Origin of the sequence: Paracoccus nototheniae (assembly GCF_004335005.1) — a bacterium.
Classification (GTDB): domain Bacteria; phylum Pseudomonadota; class Alphaproteobacteria; order Rhodobacterales; family Rhodobacteraceae; genus Paracoccus; species Paracoccus nototheniae.
The window spans coordinates 31,221-54,000 of record NZ_RQRT01000004.1; the positions used below are offsets into that span (position 1 = coordinate 31,221).

26 protein-coding genes are annotated in these 22,780 nt (G+C 63.1%); 12 read left to right on the forward strand and 14 right to left on the reverse strand.

Translation table 11 applies throughout. The features are described 5' to 3' along the window. Positions 1 to 16: 16 nt before the first annotated feature. The 5 genes from EG885_RS03150 to EG885_RS03170 form a co-directional block, all read right to left on the reverse strand. Positions 17 to 676: a paraquat-inducible protein A gene (locus EG885_RS03150; RefSeq protein WP_131573026.1), complete on the reverse strand. Its 660-nt coding sequence runs from the start codon at positions 674 to 676 to the stop codon at positions 17 to 19. Next, on the reverse strand, positions 673 to 1,377 hold the full coding sequence (locus EG885_RS03155; RefSeq protein WP_131573027.1) for a paraquat-inducible protein A: 705 nt from the start codon (positions 1,375 to 1,377) through the stop codon (positions 673 to 675). Before EG885_RS03155 ends, EG885_RS03150 begins: the two co-directional genes overlap by 4 nt. Positions 1,378 to 1,455: 78 nt before the next feature. After that, the gene (locus tag EG885_RS03160; protein ID WP_131573028.1) at positions 1,456 to 3,246 is read right to left on the reverse strand and encodes a histidine kinase dimerization/phosphoacceptor domain -containing protein; all 1,791 of its coding nucleotides are present in this window, start codon (positions 3,244 to 3,246) and stop codon (positions 1,456 to 1,458) included. A gap of 9 nt (positions 3,247 to 3,255) precedes the next feature. Then, positions 3,256 to 3,822, reverse strand: a complete 567-nt coding sequence (locus EG885_RS03165) for an RNA polymerase sigma factor (RefSeq protein WP_131573029.1) — start codon at positions 3,820 to 3,822, stop codon at positions 3,256 to 3,258. Between the two features lie 56 nt (positions 3,823 to 3,878). After that, positions 3,879 to 3,989 carry a NepR family anti-sigma factor gene (locus tag EG885_RS03170; protein ID WP_228461377.1) on the reverse strand — a complete coding sequence of 37 codons (111 nt, stop codon included), beginning with the start codon at positions 3,987 to 3,989 and terminating at the stop codon, positions 3,879 to 3,881. A 130-nt stretch (positions 3,990 to 4,119) separates the two neighbouring features. Between EG885_RS03170 and EG885_RS03175 the strand changes: the two genes are divergently transcribed. Then, entirely contained in the window at positions 4,120 to 4,923 is an 804-nt protein-coding gene (locus EG885_RS03175; protein ID WP_131573031.1) for a response regulator, read from the forward strand. 48 nt (positions 4,924 to 4,971) lie between these two features. Here the strand turns inward: EG885_RS03175 and EG885_RS03180 are convergent, their stop codons facing one another. The 4 genes from EG885_RS03180 to EG885_RS03195 are packed head-to-tail and all read right to left on the reverse strand — an operon-like array spanning position 4,972 to position 8,061. Beyond that, complete coding sequence (locus tag EG885_RS03180; protein ID WP_131573032.1) at positions 4,972 to 5,865, reverse strand: YihY/virulence factor BrkB family protein; 894 nt, start codon at positions 5,863 to 5,865, stop codon at positions 4,972 to 4,974. A 57-nt stretch (positions 5,866 to 5,922) separates the two neighbouring features. Then, a complete protein-coding gene (dnaQ, locus tag EG885_RS03185) occupies positions 5,923 to 6,630 on the reverse strand; it encodes a DNA polymerase III subunit epsilon (protein WP_131573033.1) in 708 nt (235 codons plus the stop codon). Further along, positions 6,623 to 7,210, reverse strand: coding sequence for a dephospho-CoA kinase (gene coaE / locus EG885_RS03190; protein WP_131573034.1), 588 nt, complete (start codon positions 7,208 to 7,210; stop codon positions 6,623 to 6,625). Before coaE ends, dnaQ begins: the two co-directional genes overlap by 8 nt. Further along, complete coding sequence (locus EG885_RS03195; RefSeq protein WP_131573035.1) at positions 7,207 to 8,061, reverse strand: shikimate dehydrogenase; 855 nt, start codon at positions 8,059 to 8,061, stop codon at positions 7,207 to 7,209. Before EG885_RS03195 ends, coaE begins: the two co-directional genes overlap by 4 nt. Positions 8,062 to 8,557: 496 nt before the next feature. Here EG885_RS03195 and EG885_RS03200 point away from each other — a divergent pair, with 496 nt between their 5' ends. The 7 genes from EG885_RS03200 (at position 8,558) to EG885_RS03230 (ending at position 15,812) form a co-directional block, all read left to right on the forward strand. Further along, positions 8,558 to 9,004 carry a CopD family protein gene (locus EG885_RS03200; protein WP_131573036.1) on the forward strand — a complete coding sequence of 149 codons (447 nt, stop codon included), beginning with the start codon at positions 8,558 to 8,560 and terminating at the stop codon, positions 9,002 to 9,004. 127 nt (positions 9,005 to 9,131) lie between these two features. Next, a complete protein-coding gene (gene rho, locus EG885_RS03205) occupies positions 9,132 to 10,403 on the forward strand; it encodes a transcription termination factor Rho (protein WP_131573037.1) in 1,272 nt (423 codons plus the stop codon). 10 nt (positions 10,404 to 10,413) lie between these two features. Continuing rightward, complete coding sequence (gene mnmE, locus EG885_RS03210) at positions 10,414 to 11,679, forward strand: tRNA uridine-5-carboxymethylaminomethyl(34) synthesis GTPase MnmE (protein WP_131573038.1); 1,266 nt, start codon at positions 10,414 to 10,416, stop codon at positions 11,677 to 11,679. Positions 11,680 to 11,691: 12 nt separating this feature from the next. Further along, on the forward strand, positions 11,692 to 13,551 hold the full coding sequence (gene mnmG / locus EG885_RS03215) for a tRNA uridine-5-carboxymethylaminomethyl(34) synthesis enzyme MnmG (RefSeq protein WP_131573039.1): 1,860 nt from the start codon (positions 11,692 to 11,694) through the stop codon (positions 13,549 to 13,551). After that, a complete protein-coding gene (rsmG, locus tag EG885_RS03220) occupies positions 13,548 to 14,141 on the forward strand; it encodes a 16S rRNA (guanine(527)-N(7))-methyltransferase RsmG (RefSeq protein ID WP_131573040.1) in 594 nt (197 codons plus the stop codon). Before mnmG ends, rsmG begins: the two co-directional genes overlap by 4 nt. Continuing rightward, positions 14,134 to 14,919, forward strand: a complete 786-nt coding sequence (locus EG885_RS03225) for a ParA family protein (protein ID WP_131573041.1) — start codon at positions 14,134 to 14,136, stop codon at positions 14,917 to 14,919. Before rsmG ends, EG885_RS03225 begins: the two co-directional genes overlap by 8 nt. Further along, the gene (locus tag EG885_RS03230) at positions 14,919 to 15,812 is read left to right on the forward strand and encodes a ParB/RepB/Spo0J family partition protein (protein WP_131573042.1); all 894 of its coding nucleotides are present in this window, start codon (positions 14,919 to 14,921) and stop codon (positions 15,810 to 15,812) included. Before EG885_RS03225 ends, EG885_RS03230 begins: the two co-directional genes overlap by 1 nt. 40 nt (positions 15,813 to 15,852) lie before the next feature. Here EG885_RS03230 and EG885_RS03235 read toward each other — a convergent pair whose 3' ends face one another. Genes EG885_RS03235 through rph form a run of 5 tightly spaced genes read right to left on the reverse strand, consistent with a single transcriptional unit; the run spans position 15,853 to position 19,061 of the window. Next, positions 15,853 to 16,209 carry a YbaN family protein gene (locus tag EG885_RS03235; RefSeq protein ID WP_131573043.1) on the reverse strand — a complete coding sequence of 119 codons (357 nt, stop codon included), beginning with the start codon at positions 16,207 to 16,209 and terminating at the stop codon, positions 15,853 to 15,855. 3 nt (positions 16,210 to 16,212) lie between these two features. Then, on the reverse strand, positions 16,213 to 17,379 hold the full coding sequence (hemW, locus tag EG885_RS03240; RefSeq protein WP_131573044.1) for a radical SAM family heme chaperone HemW: 1,167 nt from the start codon (positions 17,377 to 17,379) through the stop codon (positions 16,213 to 16,215). After that, the gene (locus tag EG885_RS03245) at positions 17,376 to 17,750 is read right to left on the reverse strand and encodes a RidA family protein (RefSeq protein ID WP_131573045.1); all 375 of its coding nucleotides are present in this window, start codon (positions 17,748 to 17,750) and stop codon (positions 17,376 to 17,378) included. The genes hemW and EG885_RS03245 overlap by 4 nt, the downstream gene beginning before the upstream one ends. After that, positions 17,743 to 18,351, reverse strand: a complete 609-nt coding sequence (locus tag EG885_RS03250) for a non-canonical purine NTP pyrophosphatase (protein WP_131573046.1) — start codon at positions 18,349 to 18,351, stop codon at positions 17,743 to 17,745. Before EG885_RS03250 ends, EG885_RS03245 begins: the two co-directional genes overlap by 8 nt. Next, positions 18,348 to 19,061 carry a ribonuclease PH gene (gene rph / locus EG885_RS03255; protein ID WP_131573047.1) on the reverse strand — a complete coding sequence of 238 codons (714 nt, stop codon included), beginning with the start codon at positions 19,059 to 19,061 and terminating at the stop codon, positions 18,348 to 18,350. The genes EG885_RS03250 and rph overlap by 4 nt, the downstream gene beginning before the upstream one ends. Before the next feature lie 87 nt (positions 19,062 to 19,148). Between rph and hrcA the strand changes: the two genes are divergently transcribed. From hrcA to EG885_RS03275, 4 genes are all read left to right on the forward strand, one after another. Further along, on the forward strand, positions 19,149 to 20,204 hold the full coding sequence (gene hrcA, locus EG885_RS03260) for a heat-inducible transcriptional repressor HrcA (protein ID WP_131573048.1): 1,056 nt from the start codon (positions 19,149 to 19,151) through the stop codon (positions 20,202 to 20,204). 6 nt (positions 20,205 to 20,210) lie between these two features. Beyond that, positions 20,211 to 20,741, forward strand: a complete 531-nt coding sequence (locus EG885_RS03265) for a nucleotide exchange factor GrpE (RefSeq protein ID WP_131573049.1) — start codon at positions 20,211 to 20,213, stop codon at positions 20,739 to 20,741. A gap of 139 nt (positions 20,742 to 20,880) precedes the next feature. Further along, entirely contained in the window at positions 20,881 to 21,465 is a 585-nt protein-coding gene (gfa, locus tag EG885_RS03270) for an S-(hydroxymethyl)glutathione synthase (protein WP_131573154.1), read from the forward strand. A gap of 113 nt (positions 21,466 to 21,578) precedes the next feature. Continuing rightward, positions 21,579 to 22,709, forward strand: coding sequence for an S-(hydroxymethyl)glutathione dehydrogenase/class III alcohol dehydrogenase (locus EG885_RS03275; RefSeq protein WP_131573050.1), 1,131 nt, complete (start codon positions 21,579 to 21,581; stop codon positions 22,707 to 22,709). Positions 22,710 to 22,780 lie beyond the last annotated feature (71 nt).

A 22,780-nucleotide genomic window follows, 5' to 3' on the forward strand; every position in this document is an offset into this window, starting at 1 on the left:
CATTGTCGGGATTCATTCAGTCGGTCTTGCTGCGCAAGGGCAGGCCGCGCCAGATCAGCCGGGCGTCGAAACTTTGCGCGGAAAGCATGGTGAAGGCAACCGACAGGGCAAAGGACGCCGCCGCCGGACCGGGATGGATCGAAGCCACAAAGCCCAGCTGCACCAGCGCCGACAGGATCGCCACGACGAACACGTCGATCATCGACCAGCGCCCGATGAATTCCACGACCTCATAGATCTTCAGCCGCGTATGCGCCTGATCGACCGAGGCCGGGCGCCCGGCAACCCGGGCCAGCCAGGCGATGGCGATGAACTTGCCCACCGGCACGATGACCGAGGCGACAAAGACGATGATCGCGATGTCATAGCTGCCGTGGTGCCACAGCTCGACCACGCCGGCCAGGATCGTCGCCTCGGAATTGCCGGCAAGGCCCGCGAAGGTCTGCGTGCTCATCATCGGAAAGACGTTGGCGGGGATATAGGCGATCAGCCCGGCCAGCCACCATGCCCAGACCGATTGCAGGCTGCGCCGGTCAGGTGGCACCATATGTGCGCCGCAGCGCTGGCATTTGACCTGATCGGATGGCCAGACCCGCCCGCAACGCGCGCAACCCGCCAGACCGGCGCGATGCGCGGTCAGGATCGGGGCGGCAGGCTGTTCGGACGGCGCGCTCATGCGTCCTCGGGACGGGGCAGGGTTTGCGGGGCCGGGGTGACGGGCGGGCCGAATTCGGTTTCCAGCCCGGCATCCTCGATCGCGTCCCAGATCGAGGTCTGGCACATGAAGGCGCGACTGGCCAGATTGACGAAGATCAGCGCGCAGAAGGCCCAGAAGGCCGGGCCCAGATGCACCGTCGCAAGGCCCGCGACCTTGACCAGCGCGACCGCCGTGCCGATCACGAAGATCTCGGCCATGGACCACGGGCGCAGGATTTCCGACCAGCGATAGGCGCGGGCGGCATGGCGATGCGGCGGGCGCCCCTGCGCCAGCGGCACCAGCGTGTAAAGCAGCAGGAAGGACCGCAGGATCGGCAGGCCGATGATCATCGCCAGCACCGCCAGCACCAGAGGCAGCAGCACCCCTTCGGCAAAGGCCAGCGCGACGTCGAACAGGGAACTGGCATTGCCGAACCCCATGGTCGAGACTTCCAGAAAGGGAAAGAACACCGCGCCCACCAGCAGCACGACCGACGTGAAGGCCAGCGCGATCAGCTGCGCGAAAGCCCCGTCGCGCGGCTTGGCCAGAACCGTGCCGCAGCGGATGCACCGCGCGGTTTCGCCCAGATCAAGCTCTTCCTCGACATGCAGGGCGTCGCAGCGGGGGCAGGCCATCAGTCCCCGGCCGGTCGACAGATCGAAGCTGTGTTCATGTTCCATGGTGCAAAGATAAACCAGCACAACCGCAGCGCAAGCGCGCCGCGCGCGCACCACGAGAATTTGCACATCTGCGCGGCTTCAATGTCGAGATCCGGCCCTTGCGGCCGAGGTCAGGACCACCTGACGGGGGCTGCCCGCCGGGCCGGCATGACCCTGCGCCAGCCGGAAGGCCAGCGTCAGGGAATAGGCGCCGTCTTCCTCGGTGGTGTCGATATCGCCTTCCAGCTGCATCGCAAAGGCCTCGATCAGCTGGCTGCCAAGGCCCGTCCCCCCGGCAGCGCCGCCCGGACCAGTGGAATTCACCACGCTGAGCAGGCCCTTGCCCGGCTCCGGCGTGGTCAGCGAGACGCGGACCCAGGGGCGGCCCCCGCCACGGGTCATGCCCGCATATTTCACGGCATTCGTAAAGGCTTCGGTCGCAAGCAGGGTCAGCGGCACGGCCTGATCGGGCAGCATGGTCAGCGGTTGGATATCGACATCGACCTGCAGATCCCGCCCGGCCCCCTGCGTGGCCCCGGTCAGCTGCGCGATGATATCCATGATCAGCCGGTCGGCATGGACCGCATCCAGCTGTTCGGCCTGATAGAGGTTGCGATAGATCGTCGCCAGCGCCGCGACCCGGTCCTGAACCGACCGCAGCACCCGCTTGGCGTCGGGATCGTCGATCAGCCGGCTTTGCATGTTGATGATCGAGGCGATCAACTGCAGGTTGTTCTTGACCCGGTGATGGACCTCTTTCAGCAGGACCGTCTTTTCGGCAACGGCCTGTTCCATCGCCTCTTCGTCACGGATCAGGATGCGGGCCATGTTGTGGAATGTCTGGCTGACATCGGCGATCTCGGTCGGGGCATCTTCCAGCACCGGGGGGGCAGTGTCGCGGTTGCCGATGGCAAAGCGGCGCATCTGGCCGCGCAGCACGGTGATATGGCGCAGAACAAGCCGGAAGACCGCGAAATAGGCCACCGCCAGCGACACGACCCACAGCGCGGCGGGCAGCAGCACGGCTCCAAAGCGCGACAGCTGGAACAGCCCGACCCCCGCGATGCTGGGGCTCCAGCTGCCCAAGGCATAGACCAGCCCCGGAACGACGGGGACGACCGTAAAGACCCGGAATTCGCCATTGTTGGCGGTGGCGCGGAAGGTCACCTCTTCATCGCCGGCCAGACTGGCCAGCGTCACGTCGCGCGGCAGCAGATCGACCGGATCGCCGCCAGGCGCATCATCGGCGATCAGCACCCGACCGGCATGGTTGAAGGTCAGGATGCGCGCGCCTTCGGTCCCCAGATCCAGCGCATGGGTGGATCGCAGCAGTTCCTGCGTCAGCGACAGGGTGGTCAGACCCAGAAGTTCCCGGTCGCGGTACAAAGGCTGCAGCACGACGATCACCGGCTGGCCGCTGACCGGACCCCGCGCCAGCGAAGTGACGGTGGTCTTGGGCGTCGCCATCAGATCGGAAATCAGGGTGCTTTCGGTCAGATCCAGCGTCGGGGCATCCGCATCGGCGGACTGGCATTGCACCCGGCCATCGACCGGGATGAAGATCGCATGACGATAGGTGCCGCTGCGCTGCACGAAATTGCGCAACAGATCCGAACAGGCCTCGGGGCGGTCCAGACTGTCCAGAATGGCGGGCCCCAAGGCATCCGCCGACCCAAGCGCGCTTTGCAACAGCGCCCGTTCACCCGCCGCAGCCGAGGCCGTGCGGCCCAGCAGCGCGATTTCGGCGCTGCGTTCCGCCTCTCGTGACAGATGCAGGTTCTGAACCAGCGAGATCAATCCGATGGGCAGGATTGCGACCGACAACAGCATCCCGAGGCGGAATCCGAGACGGCGGGTAAATTCCATCCGTTCGGTGATCCGCCTCAGCACCGGCCAGCCTCAGCGCGAGCTGTAGTTGTTCTGGGCCATCACGGCGAGGGTCGCCTGATCGGTCATGTTCAGTTCCTCGCCCTGTTCCAGATGCAACAGTTCGGCCAGCTTGCGTCTGCCCCGGTTGGCCCGCGACTTGACGGTTCCGACGGCCACGCCGGTCATCTCTGCAGCCTCTTCGTAGGAAAAACCCGAGGCGCCCACAAGGATCAGCGCCTCTCGCTGTTCGTCGGGCAGCTTCTGGAAAGCGGTCCGGAAGTCGCGCAGCGCCAGGCGTCCGTCATGATCGGGACGGGTCGCCTGCCTAGCCGCGTGGATGCCGTCGCTGTCGCTGACCTCGCGTTTGGTCTTGCGGCGCGAGGAATAGAACGTGTTGCGCAAAATCGTGAACAGCCAGGCCCGCAGGTTCGTGCCCGCCTGAAACTTGTCCATGTTCGTCCATGCCTTGACGATGGTGTCCTGCACCAGATCGTCGGCTGCCGCGCCTTCGCGGGTCAGCGACAGGGCAAAGGCCCGCAATGCCGGCAGATGATCGACCAGCTGATCGCGGGGATGGACCGTGGGGGATTGGGTCATGGGACTGTTTTACCGGATTGCAGGCGCAAAAAGAAGGGTGCTGACCGGAAGGCGGATCATTCCTGATCCTTCAACTTCTTCAGCAGATCAAGGAACCTGTCCGGAATCTGATCCGTCGCGTCCTGTTCGTAAACCCGCTTGAGGTTCTCATCGATCTGTTTTTCCACTGCCGCTCTCCGGCGATCATCTCGCTTAGGTGTCATATTCGTGTTAGTCCCGACAAACTTGTGCGCACAGCATGCAACCGATTGGCGGTTCCGTTGGTTCCTTGCAATATGCGAATAATGAGGATGTGTGATGACTGTTGCCGATCTGGCCCAATCCATCGGGCGTGAGCTTCCGTTCCTGCGCCGCTACGCGCGCGCCCTGACCGGCAGCCAGCGTGCCGGGGACAACTATGCGGCCGCCACGCTGGAGGCGATTCTGACCGACCGCAGCGTGCTGGACGGCGAGGATGATCTGCGCATCGCGCTGTTCAAGACCTTCCACGCGATCTGGCAAAGTTCCGGCCAGCCGGTCGAAGAGGCCGACATGACCGCCCGCGAACGCCGCGCGCAGGATCATCTGCGCGGCCTGACCCCCAATTCGCGCGAGGCCTTGCTGCTGCGCACCATCGAGGAGCTGCGCAGCGACCAGATCGCCCGCGTCATGCAGATCGACGTGGCCGAAGCGGACGAACTGGTCCAAATCGCGCTGAGCGAGATGGGCAATTCGCTGCGGGGCAAGGTCATGGTGATCGAGGATGAGATGATCATCGCGATGGACCTCAAGGGCATCGTGCAGGCCATGGGCCATGACGTGACCGGCGTCGCGCGCACCCATACAGCCGCGATCGAGCTGGCGGGCAAGCAGCGCCCCGACCTGATCCTGGCCGATATCCAGCTGGCCGACGGATCGTCGGGCGTGGATGCCGTCAACGAGCTGCTGGGCAGCATGGGCGACATCCCGGTCATCTTCATCACCGCCTTCCCCGAACGGCTGCTGACGGGCGACCGTCCGGAACCGGCCTTCCTGATCTCCAAGCCGTATAGCGAGGAACAGGTGCGTTCGGCGGTCAGTCAGGCGATGTTCTTTGCCTCGACCGAGGGGCTGGAGGGCTGAGCCCATCCCGACCCGTTGATCCGAAAGGCGCCCTGCGGGGCGCCTTTTTCATTTGGCCTTGCCCGATGCCAGTTCGGTAAAGCCGCGCCGCGCCTCGCGTGCGGCCCTCAGGCGGCGGCGGCGCGCCAGTTCGACGTTGATCAAGGCCCCCAGCAGGACCGAGAACCCCGCCAGATAGAACCACATCAGCAGCGCCACGACCGTCCCGATCGAGCCATAGATCCGGTTATAGCTGTTGAAGCTGCCCAGATAGGCCGAGAAGGCGATGGATCCCGCCGACCACAGGACGGCGGCGAACAGCGCGCCCCAGGTGAAGATCGGCGTCCGGGGCGTCTTGACGTTGGGGCCATAGCGATACAGCACCCCGATGGTCAGGATGACCAGCAGGAACATCCCCGCCCAAGGCAGCACCGTCAGCAAGGATGACCGGAAGGGTGCAAAGACCATGAAATTCAGCACCACCGGCACCACAACGATGGTCGCCAGCCCGGCCAGCGAGATCCCCACGATCACCAGCGTCAGCAGATAGGCCAGCAGAAAGCCGAAGATCGTGGAATGCGCCCGCACCCCATAGGCCGCGTTCAGGCCCCGGATCAGCGCGTCGACCCCGGCCCGCGCCGCGATCGTCGCGATCAGGAAGGACACGAAGGATGTCCAGCCGACCGAGGTCTGGCCGTTATCGGTCAGGTTCGTGACCTGATCATCGACGATATCGGACGCCCCTGCGGGCAGGAATTCATGCGCCACATCCAGATAAGTCAGCACGACAAGGGGATCGAACCACAGGCTCCACAATGCGATGATGGCGGCAAGGCCGGGAAAGACCGCGAACATCGCATAAAAGGCAACCCCTGCGGCAATCAGGGTCATATGGGTCTTGTCCATCCGTTCGAAGATGGCGCCCCAGAACGATCCGAATTCGCGCAACCAGTCCAGCATCATGCCCCACACCGCTTTGATCCAGCATGAGGCGCGACCGCCCGTCGCGCAAGGCCGCCGTCAGGGTGCGACAAATCGCGTCCAGACGGCCTGTTCGCCAAGACCCGCCACGAATTCGGCATGCGCCTGTGCCTCGGCCCCGGTCAGGCGGGGCGGCAGGGGGCGCGGACGGGCCGCGCGAGGCTGGATCTGGCCGTCCGCGCCACGGGTTTCACTGTCCGCCGATGCGGGTCGGTCCAGCACCAGATCGGGCTGGCGGCCGCCGATCAGCTCCAGATACACCTCGGCCAGCAATTCGCTGTCCAGCAGGGCACCGTGCAGATCCCGACCGCCATTGTCCACGCCGAAGCGGCGGCAGAGCGCATCCAGCGATGCCGGAGAGCCGGGGAATTTCTCTCGCGCCAGCATCAGCGTATCCAGCGCCCGTGACCAGGGCAGGACCGGATGACCTGCGCGTTTCAGTTCGGCATTCAGGAATTTCATGTCGAAGCTGGCATTATGGATGACCAGTTTCGCATCCGGCCCGATGAAATCGATGAAATCGCGGGCGATAGCCGCGAATTTCGGCTTGCCGCGCAGGAAATCGTCACCCAGCCCGTGAACGTCGAACGCTTCTTTCGGCATCGGGCGTTCGGGGTCGATATAGACGTGAAAGGTTTGCCCGGTGGGCAGGTGGTTGAACAGCTCCAGCGCGCCGATCTCGACGATGCGGTCGGCGCCTTCGGCGTCGAAGCCGGTGGTTTCGGTGTCCAGAACGATCTCACGCATGGGGCAGAACCTCTTTCACGATGCGGGCGACGGCGGCGCGGGCGCTGTCCGGGCTGTCGGTCGGAATGATCCAGTCGGCACGGGCGCGCTTTTCCACATCCGGCATCTGCCGCGCAAGGATCATCTGCAGCATGGCAGGCGTCATGCCGGGTCGGGCCAGCACCCGCGCCGCCTGCGTGGCGGCATCGGTGGAGACGACCGCGACCCCGTCCAGATCCGGCGCGCTGGCGCTTTCGAACAGCAGCGGGATGTCCAGAACGACCAGAGGCCGGTCGGCATGGCGGATCAGAAAGTCCTGACGGTCCTGCGCCACCAGCGGATGGACCAGCGCCTCCAGCCGGGCGAGGGCGCCGGGATCGGCGGCCAGCGCGGCTTTCAGCCCCGCGCGGTCGATGCCGCCATCCTTCAGCGCGGTCGGAAAGGCCTGTGCCACGGGTGCCACGGCGCCGCCGCCGGGGGCATAAAGACGATGCACCGCCTGATCGGCATCCCAGACCGGATGGCCCAGATCGCGGAACATCTGCGCGGTCGTGGATTTGCCCATGCCGATGCTGCCCGTCAGGCCAAGCCGAAAGCTCATCCCAGGGCGACCCTGCGGGCTTCGTCGTCAATCTCGGGGCGCTGGCCAAACCAGCGTTCAAAGCCGGGCGCCGCCTGATGCAGCAACATGCCCAGACCATCGACGATCCGGCAGCCGCGCGCCTGCGCCTCGGCCAGAAAAGGGGTCATCAGGGGCGTATAGACCAGATCGGTGACCAGAGCATTGGGCGACAGCGCATCCATGGGCACGCGCAGGGGCTGTTTCCCCTGCATCCCAAGCGAGGTGGCGTTGACGACCGTGGTCGCGCCTTCCAGCATGTTGCCGACCTGCGCCCAGTCATAGACGACCAGCCGCGCGCCGAATTCCGCCCTGATCTGTTCAGCCCGCAGACGGGTGCGGTTGGTTATGCGCAATTCCTTGACGCCGCTGTCCAAAAGCGAGGCGACCACGGCCCGCGCCGCCCCGCCTGCCCCGATCAGCGCCGCCGGGCCCAGATCGGGCTGCCAGTCGGGCGCATATTGCCGCAGATTGGCGATGAACCCATAGCCGTCGGTATTGTCGGCATGGATCTTGCCGTCCGGACGAAAGATCAGCGTGTTCGCCGCCCCGATCAGCGCGGCGCGATCGGTGACGGTATCGGCCAGCGTCAGCACGGCCTCTTTATGCGGGATGGTGACATTGGCGCCGACGAAACCCGCGCGCGGCAGGATGCGCAGCACCTCGGCCAGATGTTCGGGCATGACCGGCAGCGGGACGTAATGGCCTGGCAGGCCATAACGCGCCAGCCAATGAGCGTGCAGACGGGGTGAACGGGAATGCGCGATGGGCATGCCGATCACCCCGGCAAGCGGCGCGTGGATTATCTGGCTGGCTGGCAGGTCGTCTGGCATGGGCATGTTCATCGCTGACCGTTTCAGATCACAGAGTAAGGGCAGGCCGCGCGGGGCGAAAGCCCTGACCGGCCACATGCAGCATTTGCTGTGGCTGGGACGGCGCAGGTGCGGCCTGTGGACAAAAGCCGGGGGAATCGGGGCGGGGCCTGAAGACAACCCGCGTCAAGCCCTGACAGCCGCAAACTTTGCCCTGGAACGGAGCCGGAACGAGGATGGGTTGCGCACAGGTGGACAACCGGGCGCGGCACGGCGGGCCTTCTGTGGGCAAGTTTGGCACGGGACTCTTATCCGCAAACTTATCCACATTTCACCGCTTTGTTTACAAACATTTTTCAGGCTCTGTCATGGGTTCCGCACATCCTTGTCCACAGTGGGCGATTCTGAGGAAATCCCGGTGGGTAGAGTCCACATCCTTGTGTCCACAGGCCCTACTACAACAACATTCCTTTCTCTCTTCTTTCTATTTAAGTGGGGAAGACGGAAAGGAACCGCGATGTTCGACGGATTGGCGCTGATCTATCCCTATGTGAAGGCATTCCATGTGATGGCGGTCATCTCGTGGATGGCGGGCCTGTTCTATCTGCCCAGATTGTTCGTCTATCACGCCGAACGCGGGGCCAGCGGGTCCGAACCGGTCAGCAGCTTCGTGATCATGGAAGACAAGCTGCTGCGCGTGATCATGCGCCCGGCGATGATCGCGACCTGGATCAGCGGGCTGTCGCTGGTGCTGACGCCGGGGATCGTCAGCTGGTCGATGACCTGGCCTTGGGTCAAGGCCGTCTGCGTGATCGCGATGACCGTGTTTCACATGTGGTGCGCGGCCGAACGGCGGCGTCTGGCGGCCGGATCGGCGCAGACCGGGCGGCGATATCGCATGATGAACGAGGTTCCGACCCTGCTGATGGTGGGGATTGTCACCTCGGTGATCGTCAAGTTCTGATCGAAAAGATTGACTCGAGGGGGCGGGCGGCTTATTTGCGCCCCAACCCCGGCCGTCCGGTACGGGATTTTCCACACACAACGTCTTGTCCGCCCGATCTGTCGCGCGGCCGAAAGTATTTGCCAAGATGACCGAAGAACGCCTGAATCTGATCGACCTGAAAGCCAAAAGCCCCGCCGACCTGCTGTCGATGGCCGAGGAATGGGATGTCGAGAACGCCTCGACCATGCGCAAGGGCGAGATGATGTTCTCGATCCTCAAGGAGCATGCCGAAGAGGGCTGGGAGATCGGCGGCGAAGGCGTTCTGGAGGTCGTGCAGGACGGTTTCGGCTTTCTGCGGTCGACCGAGGCGAACTATCTGCCCGGACCGGACGATATTTACGTCAGCCCCGACATGATCCGGCAGCATTCGCTGCGCACCGGCGATTCGGTCGAGGGCGTCATCCGCGCACCCGGCGAGAATGAGCGGTATTTCGCGCTGACCAAGGCCGAAAAGATCAATTTCGAGGATCCCGAAAAGGCCCGCCACAAGGTCGCCTTTGACAACCTGACCCCGCTTTATCCCGATGAGCGGCTGAACATGGAAATCGAGGATCCGACCCTGAAGGATCGCAGCGCGCGGATCATCGATCTGGTCGCACCGATCGGCAAGGGCCAGCGGTCGCTGATCGTGGCCCCGCCGCGGACCGGCAAGACGGTGCTGCTGCAGAACATCGCGCATTCCATCGAACGCAATCACCCCGAATGCTATCTGATCGTGCTGCTGATCGACGAGCGGCCCGAGGAAGTGACCGACATGCAGCGCAGCGTGCGCGGCGAGGTCGTGTCATCGACCTTTGACGAACCGGCCAGCCGCCACGTCGCGGTGTCCGAGATGGTCATTGAAAAGGCCAAGCGTCTGGTCGAGCATAAACGAGATGTTGTGATCCTTTTGGATTCGATCACAAGACTTGGGCGCGCCTTCAACACTGTTGTGCCCAGCTCGGGCAAGGTGTTGACCGGTGGTGTCGATGCGAATGCGTTGCAGCGCCCCAAGCGGTTCTTCGGTGCCGCGCGGAATATCGAAGAGGGCGGCAGCCTGACCATCATCGCCACCGCGCTGATCGATACCGGATCGCGTATGGACGAGGTGATCTTTGAAGAATTCAAGGGCACCGGCAACAGCGAGATCGTTCTGGATCGCAAGGTCGCCGACAAGCGCGTCTTCCCGGCCATGGACATCCTGAAATCCGGCACCCGGAAAGAAGAGCTGCTGGTCGATGCCAAGGATCTGCAAAAAACCTATCTGCTGCGTCGGATCCTGAACCCGATGGGGACGACCGATGCGGTCGAATTCCTGATCTCGAAGCTGAAACAGACCAAGAGCAATGCCGAGTTCTTCGACTCGATGAACGCCTGACGGGGCAGCGATGGACCTGATCTTTGCAGAAGCCACCCCGCCCGGGCGGGGGGGCGTTTCGATCATTCGCCTCAGCGGGTCGGGTGCAAGATCGGCTGCCGAGCGTCTGGTCGGTCCCATGCCTTCGCCAAGGGTCGCATATTTCCGCGATCTTGCGGATGCGGATGACCTGATCGATCAGGTTCTGGCGATGTGGTTCGCAGACGGGTCCAGCTTTACCGGTGAGGAAGTCGCCGAGTTGCACCTGCATGGCGCCCCCGTCATTGCGCGTCGGGTGGGGCGTGCCTTGGTGGATCTTGGGGCGCGTCCGGCAGAGGCCGGTGAATTCACGCGGCGTGCTTTCCTGAACGGGCGCATGGATCTTGCCTCGATCGAGGGGCTGGGGGATCTGCTGGCAGCCGAGACGGAAGAGCAACGCAAGCTTGCGCTTCGGACAGCGTCGGGTGAGTTGGGGCGCAAAGCCGAGGATTGGCGCAGGTTGCTGGTCGAGGCCGGAGCGCTTGTCGAGGTCAGCGTCGATTTCGCGGATGAGGATGTGCCGGATGACGTCCCGCAGCGGGTCTTCGAGGCGATCGAGGAACTGCAGATTGCACTGCGTCGGGAATTGGACGGTTTCGGTGCGGCCGAACGCTTACGCGCAGGGTTCGAGATTGCGATCGTTGGGCCTCCGAACGCTGGAAAATCAAGCCTTTTAAACCGTTTGGCAAAACGGGAGATGGCGATTGTTTCCGAAACAGCCGGAACGACTCGTGATGTGATCGAACTGCGATATGACCTTCACGGGCTTGCTGTCACCTTTCTGGACACGGCGGGACTGCGGGATGCCGAGAACGCGATTGAGGCCGTAGGCATTGAACGCGCAAGGCAGCGAGCAGCGTTGGCCGACCTTCGGATCCATTTGTCCGTTGACGGAACACCAGTTCGGGATCTGTGGTTTGAAGGTGATCTTGCTGTGCAAGGGCACGCGGACAAGCTGGCGCATGTCTCTGGTCTGGCCGTGTCACCGATAACAGGTCAAGGTGTTGAGGCTTTGCTCAGTACGCTTCATGCCCGGTTGCAACAGCGTGTCGCGCATGCAGGTGTTATCAGCCATGACAGGCAACGCGCAGAATTGGCAACGGCCCTGTCCGCGCTTGAGAATATTGGCGATTTTCCCGCCGAATTGATTGCCGAATCGCTGAGGATCGCGGCATCCTCATTAGACCGGCTTGTGGGACGGATTGGGGCCGAGGACTATCTGGACCTGATCTTTTTGTCTTTCTGCATCGGTAAGTAGGAGTTGTTCCACGTGAAACATTACCATGTCGCCGTGATCGGTGCCGGCCACGCCGGTCTTGAGGCCGCGACGACTGCTGCCCGGATGGGCGTGTCGGTTTTGCTGATTACGATGCAACAATCCGATATTGGGGCTTTGTCTTGCAACCCGGCCATTGGTGGCTTGGGAAAGGGGCACCTTGTTCGCGAAATAGACGCCCTTGATGGAGTCATGGGCCGCCTTGCAGACCGGGCTGGCATTCAGTTTCGCCTTTTGAACCGCAGAAAAGGACCGGCAGTCCGAGGCCCCCGGGCGCAGATGGACAGGTCCTTGTATCGGGATGCCGCTTGGACGCTGATCAGCACTTACCCTGGCGTCGATCTGAAATTCGCCGAGGTTACGGAGCTTCTGGGAAGCGAACGAAGTGTAACCGGCCTTCGCTTGTCAAATGGGGAGGAAATCGTCTGCTCGACCGTCATTCTGACCACCGGCACGTTCCTGAACGGGCTTATTCATATCGGTGATGTGACGCGTGCGTCTGGCCGGTGGGGTGATGCGTCCGCAAACGGCCTTGCAGAGTCGCTGAAGAAGTTCGGATTGCCTTTAGGGCGCCTGAAGACCGGGACGCCACCGCGCCTTGATGGCCGGACCATCAACTGGCCGGTTCTTGAGCAGCAACTTGGCGATGAAGAGCCCGCCACCTTTTCCTACATGGACGCCGGACCTTTGTCCGAGCAGATTTCTTGCGGAATTACTCATACGAATGAGACCACGCACAGGATCATTCGCGACAATCTTCATCGCTCTGCCATGTATGGCGGCCATATTTCTGGTCGCGGTCCCCGCTATTGTCCCTCGATCGAGGATAAGGTCGTTCGCTTTGCGGATAAATCATCCCATCAAATATTCCTGGAACCGGAAGGCTTGGACAGCCATTCCGTCTATCCGAACGGGATCTCGACGTCATTGCCGGTCGAAGTTCAGCGGGCCTACGTTCGATCCATCCAAGGGTTGGAGAATGTCGATATTCTGCAGCCCGGCTATGCGGTCGAATATGATTACATCGATCCCCGCAGCCTTGATGCATCGCTGGCCGTAAGGACCGTCGATGGACTTTACCTTGCTGGCCAGATCAACGGGACGACCGGGTATGAAGAGGCGGCGGCCCAGGGGCTTGTGGCGGGCCTGAACGCGGCCTTGGCAGCGACCGGACGTGATCCTGCGATTTTCAGCCGCGCGGAAAGCTACATCGGGGTGATGATTGACGATTTGACCAATTTTGGGGTGACTGAACCTTACCGCATGTTCACGTCGAGAGCAGAGTTCCGACTGACGCTGCGGGCTGATAATGCGGACCAGCGCCTGACGCCCTTCGGCATCCAATTTGGATGCGTCGGTGTAGAGCGTCAGGTCATGTTCAATGCACGGCAAGACCGTTACACCAAGGCTCGGGCTTTGGCGGAAGCGACCAGCCTGACCCCAACCGAGCTTGCGCGGTGCGGCGTCAATGTGCGCCAAGATGGGCGCGCAAGGTCGGTGTTCGATTTGCTTGCAGTTGTCGAAATTGAAGATTCCACTATTCGCCAGATCGCACCTTGCTTGGGTCAGGTCTCTTCAGTGACGCTGAATCAGCTTCGGAATGACGCCATTTATGCCCAATATGTTAAGCGGCAAGAAAAAGATGTCGATGATTTGAAGCAAAGCGAGGGGTTGGTTCTGCATGTGGATATGGACTACCAGTCCCTCGGTGGCCTATCCAATGAGATCTCCCGCAAGCTGGCGGACATCAAGCCCCGCAATCTGGCTGAGGCGGCGAGGATCGAGGGCATGACGCCAGCGGCGCTGACTCTTCTGATTGCAGCCACCAAGCTAAAGATGCGCCATTCAGCATGACCAATGTTTCACGTGAAACAGAAAACTTGCTGCTGGCATATCAGTCTCTGGTCGCCAAATGGAATCCAAAAATCAATCTGGTCGCCGCATCGACCATTCCGGACTTTCGCTTTCGCCATATCCAAGACTCGCTGCAGCTTGTTGCGCTTGCTGATCCTTCAGGTGGGCATTGGGTCGACCTGGGGTCTGGCGGCGGTCTGCCCGGCATCGTTATCGGGATCATGACCGCTGGTTCGGCCCTAACGGTTCATTTGGTTGAAAGTGATCAACGCAAGGCGGCGTTTCTTCGGACTGTTGTGCGCGAACTTGAACTGCACCAAGTGACTGTCCTGTCTGAACGGATCGAGTCCACCGAACCGTCCCGCGCGGATCACCTCTCGGCACGCGCTTTGGCGCCGTTGCCCAAACTTCTTGAAATGGCAGAAAGACATTTGAAGCCGGGGGGAACCGCATGGTTGATGAAGGGTCGGACATGGAAGGCCGAGTGCGAACAAGCCTCTGTCGATTGGCGATTTGATTTCGCCGCATACCCGAGTAGAACGGATCCAGAAGCCGCAATCCTGAAAGTGACCGGAGTGTCTCATGCCTGAGCAGCATATCGTGGCCATCGCCAATCAAAAGGGCGGCGTTGGAAAGACGACGACCGCTGTAAACCTTGGGACAGCGCTGGCGCAGGCGGGCCATTCGACGATATTGGTTGATCTTGACCCTCAGGGCAACGCATCGACCGGCCTTGGCATCAGTGGCGATCAACGCGATTACACGATCTATGATCTCCTGACCGGAGAGGTCGACCTTCAGACCGCCGCCTTGGAAACGGACATCAGGAACCTCCGTGTCGTCCCGTCCACGTCCGATCTTGCATCGGCAGATGTTCAACTGTCTCAGGCACTTGATCGGACCAGATTGCTGGAACGGCAGCTTTCCTCGGCACCTGCGGGAACGATCATTCTGATCGATTGTCCACCTGCGCTTGGTTTGTTGACGGTCAATGCGATGGTTGCGGCCACCAGCGTGCTGGTTCCACTGCAGGCCGAGTTCTATGCGCTCGAGGGTCTTTCCCAGCTTCTTGCGACCGTCAAGCAGGTCCGGCAGGGTGCAAATCCCCGTTTGCGCATCAATGGCATCCTGCTGACCATGTCGGATTACCGCAACAACCTCTCCCAACAGGTGGAGGCGGATGCCAGGGAAACCTTGGGCGATCTTGTCTATCCGACCGTCATTCCCCGGAATGTGCGCGTGTCAGAGGCGCCGTCGCACGCACAGCCGGTTTTGATCTATGACCCCTCGTCCAAGGGCAGCGTCGCGTATCGTCAGTTCGCGGCCGAATTTACGGCGCGCCTGAACCTTCAGCCGGAGAATGCCTGATGTCGGATAACAAACTTGCAAAGCGCGGTCTGGGGCGTGGCCTGTCCGCCTTGATGGCCGATATGGATCTTGACGGCAGCCCGGCAGCCGCACCCGTCCGCGACCGGACGTTGGTGCCGATCGAACAGATCACCGCCAACCCCGACCAGCCACGGCGCAGCTTCGATCCCGAGGCGCTGGAAGAGCTGGCGGCATCGCTGAAGCAACGAGGCATCCTGCAGCCTTTGATCGTGCGGCCGCACCCCGACGACAAGGCGCTGTTCCAGATCGTCGCCGGGGAACGTCGCTGGCGCGCCGCACAGATGGCGCAACTGCATGAAATTCCGGTCATTATCCGTGAGATGACCGATACCGAGGTGCTTGAAGTTGCGATTATCGAAAACATTCAGCGCGCGGATCTGAATGCCATCGAAGAGGCCGCATCCTTCCGCCAGCTCATGGACCGCTTTGGCCACACTCAGGAACGCCTGGCCGAGGCGTTGAACAAAAGCCGCAGTCACATCGCCAACCTGCTGAGGCTTCTGACTTTGCCTGAACAGGTTCAGGACATGGTCAAGTCCGGCAAGCTCAGCGCGGGCCATGCCCGTGCGCTGATCACGGCGCCCAACGCGCCGCAACTGGCCATGAAGATTGCCGAAAAGGGCCTCTCGGTCCGCGAGACAGAGGAAATGGTCCGCAATCAGGCGCAACCGTCCGATGCCAAGGCCCGGAAGGCGTCGCGGCACACGGAGAAAGATGCGGACACGCGGGCGCTCGAGGCTGATCTTTCTGCGCATCTCAAGATGAGGGTCGACATCTCGCATGTCGGGACCGAGGGCGGCCATATCACGATCACCTATCGCGAACTCGACCAGCTCGACCAACTCTGCCAGCTTTTGGGTGGTCAAGGCTAACCAGATATAGACCGGATTTCGAATTTTTATCTATATGCAGTCATGCTTCAGGCCGGGTGATCAAGAACGCCGCAACGCTCGCGCAGATCCCGGCCTGCGTGGCAACGACCCATCCGGGCATGCCCGCATACCATGACAGCCCGACCCCGGCGCTCATCGCGGTGATCGCCCAGATCTTCGCCAGCCTGCTCACCGCTCCGCGTTCCTGCCACGCCCTGACCGAGGGGCCATAGGTCGGATGATCCAGAATGCGGCGATGCAGCACGGGGGATGACCGCGCAAAGGCCCAGGCCGCAACCAGCAGAAACGGAACGGTCGGCATGACGGGCAGGGCCACACCGATGATGCCCATGCCCAGAAACAGCCATCCGACGATCAGCCACAGCTGCTGACGCATCGCTCAGACCGCCAGATCGCGCAGGATGGCGTTCAGGACGGGACGCCCCTGTCGGGTGGCCATCAAACGGCCATCCTGACGGCGGATCATGCCCATTTCCGACAGCGAGGCGACCACATCGTCGTCAAATCCGCGGCCCGCCAGTGCGGCATGCCGTGCTTCGTCTAATCCTTCGCCAAGGCGCAGGGCCATCAGCAGATACTCCGTCGCCTGTTCGTCACGGGGGATGAACTCGCGCAGGCTCTCGCCCGTTCCGCCTGTCTCGACGGCAGCCAGCCACGCGCCGGGCATCCTGTGTGCTTCAGTCGCCACGCGGCCCGATGCAAGCGTCAGGCGGCCATGCGCACCGGGCCCGACCGCAGCCCAATCCCCCTGCCGCCAATAGACCAGATTGTGCCGGCTTTCCGACCCCGCCCGCGCATGGTTCGAGATTTCATAGCAGCCCATCCCGGCGGCCTCGCAAATCTCCTGCGTGTCGAAATACAGATCCGCGGACAGGTCGTCATCGGGCAGATCGCGCAGCTTTCCGGCCGCCGCGCGGGCGCCAAAGACGGTGCCCGGCTCGATGGTCAGCTGGTACAGCGACAGGTGATCGACGGCCATATCCAGCGCCTCGCGCAGCTCGGACCGCCATGCGGCGCGATCCTGACCCTGACGCGCATAGATCAGATCGAAACTGACCCGTCCAAAGACCTCGCGGGCCACGTCAAAGGCGGCGCGGGCCTCGGCCACCGAATGCATGCGCCCAAGGCGCCGCAGATCGGCATCGTTCAGGGCCTGCACGCCCATGGACAGGCGATTGACCCCCGCATCGGCAAAGCCGCGAAAGCGGCCCTTTTCGACGCTGGTCGGATTGGCCTCCAGCGAGATTTCGATGTCATTAGTAAACCCCCACCCGGCCTGCGCCGCGCGGATCACCGCATCCACCGTCTCGGGCAGCATCAGCGAGGACGTGCCGCCGCCAAAGAAGATGCTGCCCAGATGCCGGTCCGGCGTCTCTGCCGCGACCCGCGCGATTTCGGCGCACAGCGCCGCGGCCCACCTTTGTTGATCGACATGGGCGGTGACATGGCTGTTGAAATCGCAATAGGGGCATTTGGCCGCACAAAAGGGCCAATGGACATACAGACCAAAGCCGCCCGCGCGCCAGTCCTGAGACAGGTCGGTCATCCCCGGAACGCCGTCGCTTCGATCTCGATCTTCATTTCCGGGCGGATCAGACCGGCCACGATCATCGTCGCAGCGGGCCGGATGGCGTCCAGCGCTTCGGACAGGGCCGGGGCCAGCGCCTCGATCAGACCGGCATCCGTGATAGTGTATTGCACGCGCATGATGTCGTCGGGGGCGAACCCGGCCTCGGCCAGAACGGAAAAGATCGTTCGGAAACAGTTTCTAGCCTGCTGGGCAATATCCTCGGGCATGGTCATGGCGGCATAGTCATACCCCGTCACGCCCGAGACAAAGCTCCAGTCGCCGCGCACCACGGCGCGGCTATAGGCCAGCTTTGCCTCGAAGGGCGATCCGTTGGTCAGCTTACGCAAAGGCGGCCTCGATCATCTGCTCCACGGCGCGGGCGCGATGGCTGAGGCTGTTTTTCAGCGCGGCAGGCATCTGGCCCAGGGTGATGTCATGGCCGTCGGGCTGAAACACCGGATCATAGCCATGCCCCTCGGCGCCGCGCGGGGGCCAGACGACCTGACCGGGCAGCACACCCTCGAACACCTCGTCATGCCCATCGGGCCACATCAGGACAAGCGTGCAACGGAACTGCGCATGGCGCGGGGCAGGGGCGTCGATGGCCTCCAGCTCGCGCCATGTGCGGGCCATGGCCATCGGGAAATCGCGGCCCGACCCGGTTTCGGCCCAATCGGCGGTATAGACGCCCGGCGCGCCGCCAAGCGCATCGACACTGATGCCGCTGTCATCGGCCAGCGCGGGCAGGCCCGTCGCGGCCACGGCGGCGCTGGCCTTGATGCGGGCATTGCCGACAAAGCTGTCTTCGGTCTCGGCAGGCTCGGCCAGGCCCATTTCGGCGGCGCCGACGACCTCGACGCCGTAGGGGGCCAGCAGGGCGCGCATCTCGGCCAGCTTGCCCGCGTTATGCGTCGCGACCAGCAGACGCTTTTCGGCGAATGTCCTCATCCGATGGCGGCCTTTTGGGCGGCGACCAGATCGGCCATGCCCGCCTCGGCCAGATCCAGCAGCTGCCCCATCTCGCCGCGCGAGAATGTCGCGCCCTCGGCGGACATCTGCACCTCGATCAGGCGACCGCCGCCGGTCAGGACGAAATTCCCGTCGGTCCCGGCCTCGCTGTCCTCGGCATAATCCAGATCCAGCAACGGCTGGCCCGCATAGATGCCGCAGCTGACGGCGGCCACATGATCCAGAATCGGGTCGCTGGTGATCGCGCGGCCGGCCAGCAGCTTGTTCACGGCCAGACGCAGCGCGACCCAGCCTCCGGTGATCGACGCGCAGCGCGTGCCGCCATCGGCCTGAATGACATCGCAATCGATGCTGATCTGGCGTTCGCCAAGCGCGCTGCGGTCGATGCCGGCGCGCAGGCTGCGCCCAATCAGGCGCTGGATTTCCTGCGTGCGGCCCGATTGCTTGCCCTGCGCCGCCTCGCGGCGGTTGCGCGTGTTCGTCGCGCGTGGCAGCATTCCGTATTCGGCGGTGACCCAGCCAAGCCCGGTGCCCTTCAGAAAGCGGGGCGGGTTGTCCTCGATCGTGGCGGTGCACAAGACATGCGTATCGCCGCATTTGATCAGGCACGAGCCTTCGGCGTGCCGCATCACCCCGGTTTCAATTGAAATCGGACGCATTTGGGCTAGATTCCGGCCTGACGGGCGCATGACTTTTCCTTTTCGTGAAGATACGTTGCCCCATACCGCCCGGGGGCACCATCACGCAACCCCACGAGGGGTCACAAGACGAGGGCCATGGGTCAGGAAACGCTGCTGAACGAGCTGAACGACCGGTCCCGCGAAGTGTTTCGCCGGGTCGTCGAATCCTATCTGGACACCGGAGAGCCGGTGGGATCGCGCACCCTGACGCGGGCGCTGTCGGAAAAGGTCAGCGCCGCCACGATCCGCAACGTCATGCAGGATCTGGAACTGATGGGTCTTCTGGACAGCCCCCATGCCTCGGCCGGGCGGCTGCCTTCGCAGATGGGGCTGCGCCTCTTCGTCGATGGCATGATGGAGATCGACGCCGTCGCCCCCACCGACCGCGCCGCGATCGACCAGACGCTTGGCAATGACGATCCCGAAACCGGCGTGCTGCTGGACCGGGTCAGCACGGCCCTATCGTCGATCACGCGGGGCGCGTCCCTGGTGCTGATGCCCAAGCACGAGGCACCGATCCGGCATATCGAGTTCGTCAGTCTGGGCATCGACCGGGCGCTGGTGGTTTTGGTCTTTGCCGACGGGCATGTCGAAAACCGTATCTTTACCCCGCCGCCGGGCCAGACGCCCTCCTCCATGCGCGAGGCCGGGAATTTCCTCAACGCCATGGCCGAGGGCAAGACGCTGGCCGAACTGCGCGGCGGGCTGGCCCATCAGATCAGCACGCGGCGGCGCGAACTGGACGTTCTGGCCGCCGAGCTGGTCGAATCGGGCATCGCGCTGTGGGGGGCCGAGGCGGCCGATCCGCGCCTGATCGTGCGGGGCCGGGCGAACCTGCTGGACAGCGAGGCCGCCGATCTGAACCGCATCCGCATCCTGTTCGACGATCTGGAACGCAAGCGTGACATCGTGGAATTTCTGGAACTGACCGAACGGGGCGAGGGGGTGCGCATTTTCATCGGGTCCGAGAACAAGCTTTTTTCACTTTCGGGTTCCGCTCTGGTGGTTTCACCCTATATGAATGCCGACCGGAAAATTGTCGGCGCGGTGGGTGTCATCGGGCCGACCCGGCTGAATTACGGTCGGATCGTGCCGATTGTCGATTATACCGCGCAGCTGGTCGGGCGGGTGCTGTCTGGCCGGAAAGGATGAAGTGAAATGAGCGAGCAGAACGAACAGCCGATGGACGAATTCCTGGACGACCCCCTGGCCGATCCCGATGACGAGGTGACGCGCCTGATCGCCGAGCGGGACGAGATGCGCGACAAATGGATGCGGGCGCTGGCCGATGCGGAAAACTCGCGCAAGCGGGCCGACAAGGACCGCCGCGACGCCGAACAATATGGCGGCTCGCGTCTGGCCCGCGACCTGCTGCCGGTCCATGACGCGCTGACCCGTGCGCTGGATGCGGCGGGCGAGGAACAGCGCGCCAGTGCCGCCGCCCTGATCGAAGGGGTGGAACTGACCCTGCGGGAACTGTCGCATGTGTTCACCAAACACGGCATCACCATCATCCGCCCCGAGGCGGGCGACCGCTTCGACCCCGCGATCCACGAGGCGATGTTCGAGGCTCCGGTCCCCGGCACCGTCAAGGGGCACATCATTCAGGTGATGGATAACGGCTTTCACCTGCATGACCGGCTGCTGCGCCCGGCCAAGGTGGGCGTGTCTTCGATGCCTGCCAGCTGATACGCCTGATGCTGATGCAGCCCGGCCCTGGTGCCGGGCTGCTGCCACCTTCCGCTGACTTGCCGATTGTTCCCAATGGCGCGACCTTTGGTCACGTCCGGCCCGCCCAAGGCCCGCCGGTCAGTCAGAGGAGGGGATGATGACGAATTCCGATGGGGTGCATATCCACCCGGCTGTCGACCATGGCATCAAGCAGGGCAGTCCGGGCTTTTCCGGCGGCGTGCTGACCTGTCATTGCGCCTCGAACCCGGTCAAGGTCCGGGTCAGCGCGCAGACGGCGCATAACCATGTCTGCGGCTGCACCAAATGTTGGAAGCCCGATGACGCGGTGTTCAGCCAGGTTGCCGTCGTATCGCGCGATGCGGTCGAGGTGCTGGAAAACGGCGACAAGCTGCAGGTCGTCAATGCCGACGCCCCGATCCAGCGCCATCGCTGCCGCGATTGTGGCGTCCACATGTACGGCCGGATCGAGAACAAGGACCACCCGTTCTATGGGCTGGATTTCATCCATACCGAACTGTCGCCCGAAGGCGGTTGGTCGGCACCGGAATTTGCCGCCTTTGTCAGCTCGGTGATCGAATCCGGGGTCGAGCCGTCGCAGATGGACGGCATCCGGTCGCGCCTGCGCGAGCTGGGGCTGGAACCCTATGATGCTTTGTCCCCACCGCTGATGGACGCGATCGCGACCCACGTGGCCAAGCGGTCCGGCGCGCTGCCCGCTTGACGCCATGCCTGCCCGAACCGACAACGGACGGGACCGCAAGACCTGACAAAAGGGGCCGCTTCGTCGGCCCCTTCGCCCTGACAAGCCCCTAAGGGAGCGAGAGGAGAAGACCGATGAGAACCCGTGCCGCCGTGGCCCTCGAGGCCGGCAAGCCGCTGGAAGTGATGGAGGTCAATCTGGAAGGCCCCAAGGCCGGAGAGGTCATGATCGAGATCAAGGCCACCGGCATCTGCCATACCGACGAATTCACCCGATCGGGTGCCGACCCCGAGGGGATTTTCCCCGCGATTCTGGGCCATGAAGGCGCAGGCATCGTGGTCGAGGTCGGCGAGGGCGTCAAATCGCTGAAGGTCGGCGATCATGTGATCCCGCTTTATACCCCCGAATGCCGCGAATGTGCGTCCTGCCTGTCGGGCAAGACGAACCTGTGCACCCGCATCCGCGCGACGCAGGGGCAGGGCCTGATGCCCGACGGCACGACCCGGTTCAGCATGCTGGATGGCACGCCGATCTATCACTACATGGGCTGCTCGACCTTCGCGAACCACACTGTTCTGCCGGAAATCGCGGTGGCCAAGGTCCGCGACGACGCGCCCTTTGACAAGATCTGCTATATCGGCTGCGGCGTGACCACCGGCATCGGCGCGGTCATCAACACCGCCAAGGTCGAGATCGGCGCCAAGGCCGTGGTGTTCGGTCTGGGTGGCATCGGGCTGAACGTCGTTCAGGGCCTGCGTCTGGCGGGCGCCGACATGATCATCGGCGTCGATCTGAACAACGACCGCAAGGAGATGGCCGAACGCTTCGGGATGACGCATTTCGTCAACCCCAAGGAAATCGACGGCAATATCGTCCAGCACATCGTCGAGATGACCAAGACGCCCTTCGATCAGATCGGCGGCGCCGATTACAGCTTTGACGCCACCGGCAGCACCAAGGTCATGCGCGACGCTCTGGAATGCACCCACCGGGGCTGGGGCGTGTCCGTCGTGATCGGCGTGGCCGCGGCAGGGGCCGAGATCAGCACCCGTCCGTTCCAGCTGGTCACCGGGCGGGTCTGGAAGGGCACGGCCTTTGGCGGCGCGCGCGGGCGGACCGATGTGCCCAAGATCGTCGACTGGTACATGGACGGCAAGATCGAAATCGACCCGATGATCACCCACACCATGCCGCTGGAAGACATCAACAAGGGCTTCGATCTGATGCATCATGGCGAATCCATTCGCTCGGTCGTCCTTTACTGATCCTTCATCGCTGCTTAGGTAAAAGAACGGCGGGGCCCCGGTCCCGCCGTCGCCATAAGAGAGAACAAGGA

Coding starts and splice junctions, on each gene's coding strand:
- coaE (WP_131573034.1), bottom strand. CDS start 7,210: ATGAGCTTTCGGCTTGGCCTGACGGGCAGCATCGGCATGGGCAAATCC.
- EG885_RS03175 (WP_131573031.1), top strand. CDS start 4,120: ATGACTGTTGCCGATCTGGCCCAATCCATCGGGCGTGAGCTTCCGTTC.
- EG885_RS03180 (WP_131573032.1), bottom strand. CDS start 5,865: ATGATGCTGGACTGGTTGCGCGAATTCGGATCGTTCTGGGGCGCCATC.
- hemW (WP_131573044.1), bottom strand. CDS start 17,379: ATGACCGACCTGTCTCAGGACTGGCGCGCGGGCGGCTTTGGTCTGTAT.
- EG885_RS03200 (WP_131573036.1), top strand. CDS start 8,558: ATGTTCGACGGATTGGCGCTGATCTATCCCTATGTGAAGGCATTCCAT.
- EG885_RS03250 (WP_131573046.1), bottom strand. CDS start 18,351: ATGAGGACATTCGCCGAAAAGCGTCTGCTGGTCGCGACGCATAACGCG.
- rsmG (WP_131573040.1), top strand. CDS start 13,548: ATGACCAATGTTTCACGTGAAACAGAAAACTTGCTGCTGGCATATCAG.
- gfa (WP_131573154.1), top strand. CDS start 20,881: ATGACGAATTCCGATGGGGTGCATATCCACCCGGCTGTCGACCATGGC.
- EG885_RS03165 (WP_131573029.1), bottom strand. CDS start 3,822: ATGACCCAATCCCCCACGGTCCATCCCCGCGATCAGCTGGTCGATCAT.
- EG885_RS03265 (WP_131573049.1), top strand. CDS start 20,211: ATGAGCGAGCAGAACGAACAGCCGATGGACGAATTCCTGGACGACCCC.
- EG885_RS03235 (WP_131573043.1), bottom strand. CDS start 16,209: ATGCGTCAGCAGCTGTGGCTGATCGTCGGATGGCTGTTTCTGGGCATG.
- EG885_RS03155 (WP_131573027.1), bottom strand. CDS start 1,377: ATGGAACATGAACACAGCTTCGATCTGTCGACCGGCCGGGGACTGATG.
- rph (WP_131573047.1), bottom strand. CDS start 19,061: ATGCGCCCGTCAGGCCGGAATCTAGCCCAAATGCGTCCGATTTCAATT.
- dnaQ (WP_131573033.1), bottom strand. CDS start 6,630: ATGCGTGAGATCGTTCTGGACACCGAAACCACCGGCTTCGACGCCGAA.
- EG885_RS03225 (WP_131573041.1), top strand. CDS start 14,134: ATGCCTGAGCAGCATATCGTGGCCATCGCCAATCAAAAGGGCGGCGTT.
- rho (WP_131573037.1), top strand. CDS start 9,132: ATGACCGAAGAACGCCTGAATCTGATCGACCTGAAAGCCAAAAGCCCC.
- mnmE (WP_131573038.1), top strand. CDS start 10,414: ATGGACCTGATCTTTGCAGAAGCCACCCCGCCCGGGCGGGGGGGCGTT.
- hrcA (WP_131573048.1), top strand. CDS start 19,149: ATGGGTCAGGAAACGCTGCTGAACGAGCTGAACGACCGGTCCCGCGAA.
- EG885_RS03150 (WP_131573026.1), bottom strand. CDS start 676: ATGAGCGCGCCGTCCGAACAGCCTGCCGCCCCGATCCTGACCGCGCAT.
- EG885_RS03195 (WP_131573035.1), bottom strand. CDS start 8,061: ATGCCAGACGACCTGCCAGCCAGCCAGATAATCCACGCGCCGCTTGCC.
- EG885_RS03275 (WP_131573050.1), top strand. CDS start 21,579: ATGAGAACCCGTGCCGCCGTGGCCCTCGAGGCCGGCAAGCCGCTGGAA.
- EG885_RS03230 (WP_131573042.1), top strand. CDS start 14,919: ATGTCGGATAACAAACTTGCAAAGCGCGGTCTGGGGCGTGGCCTGTCC.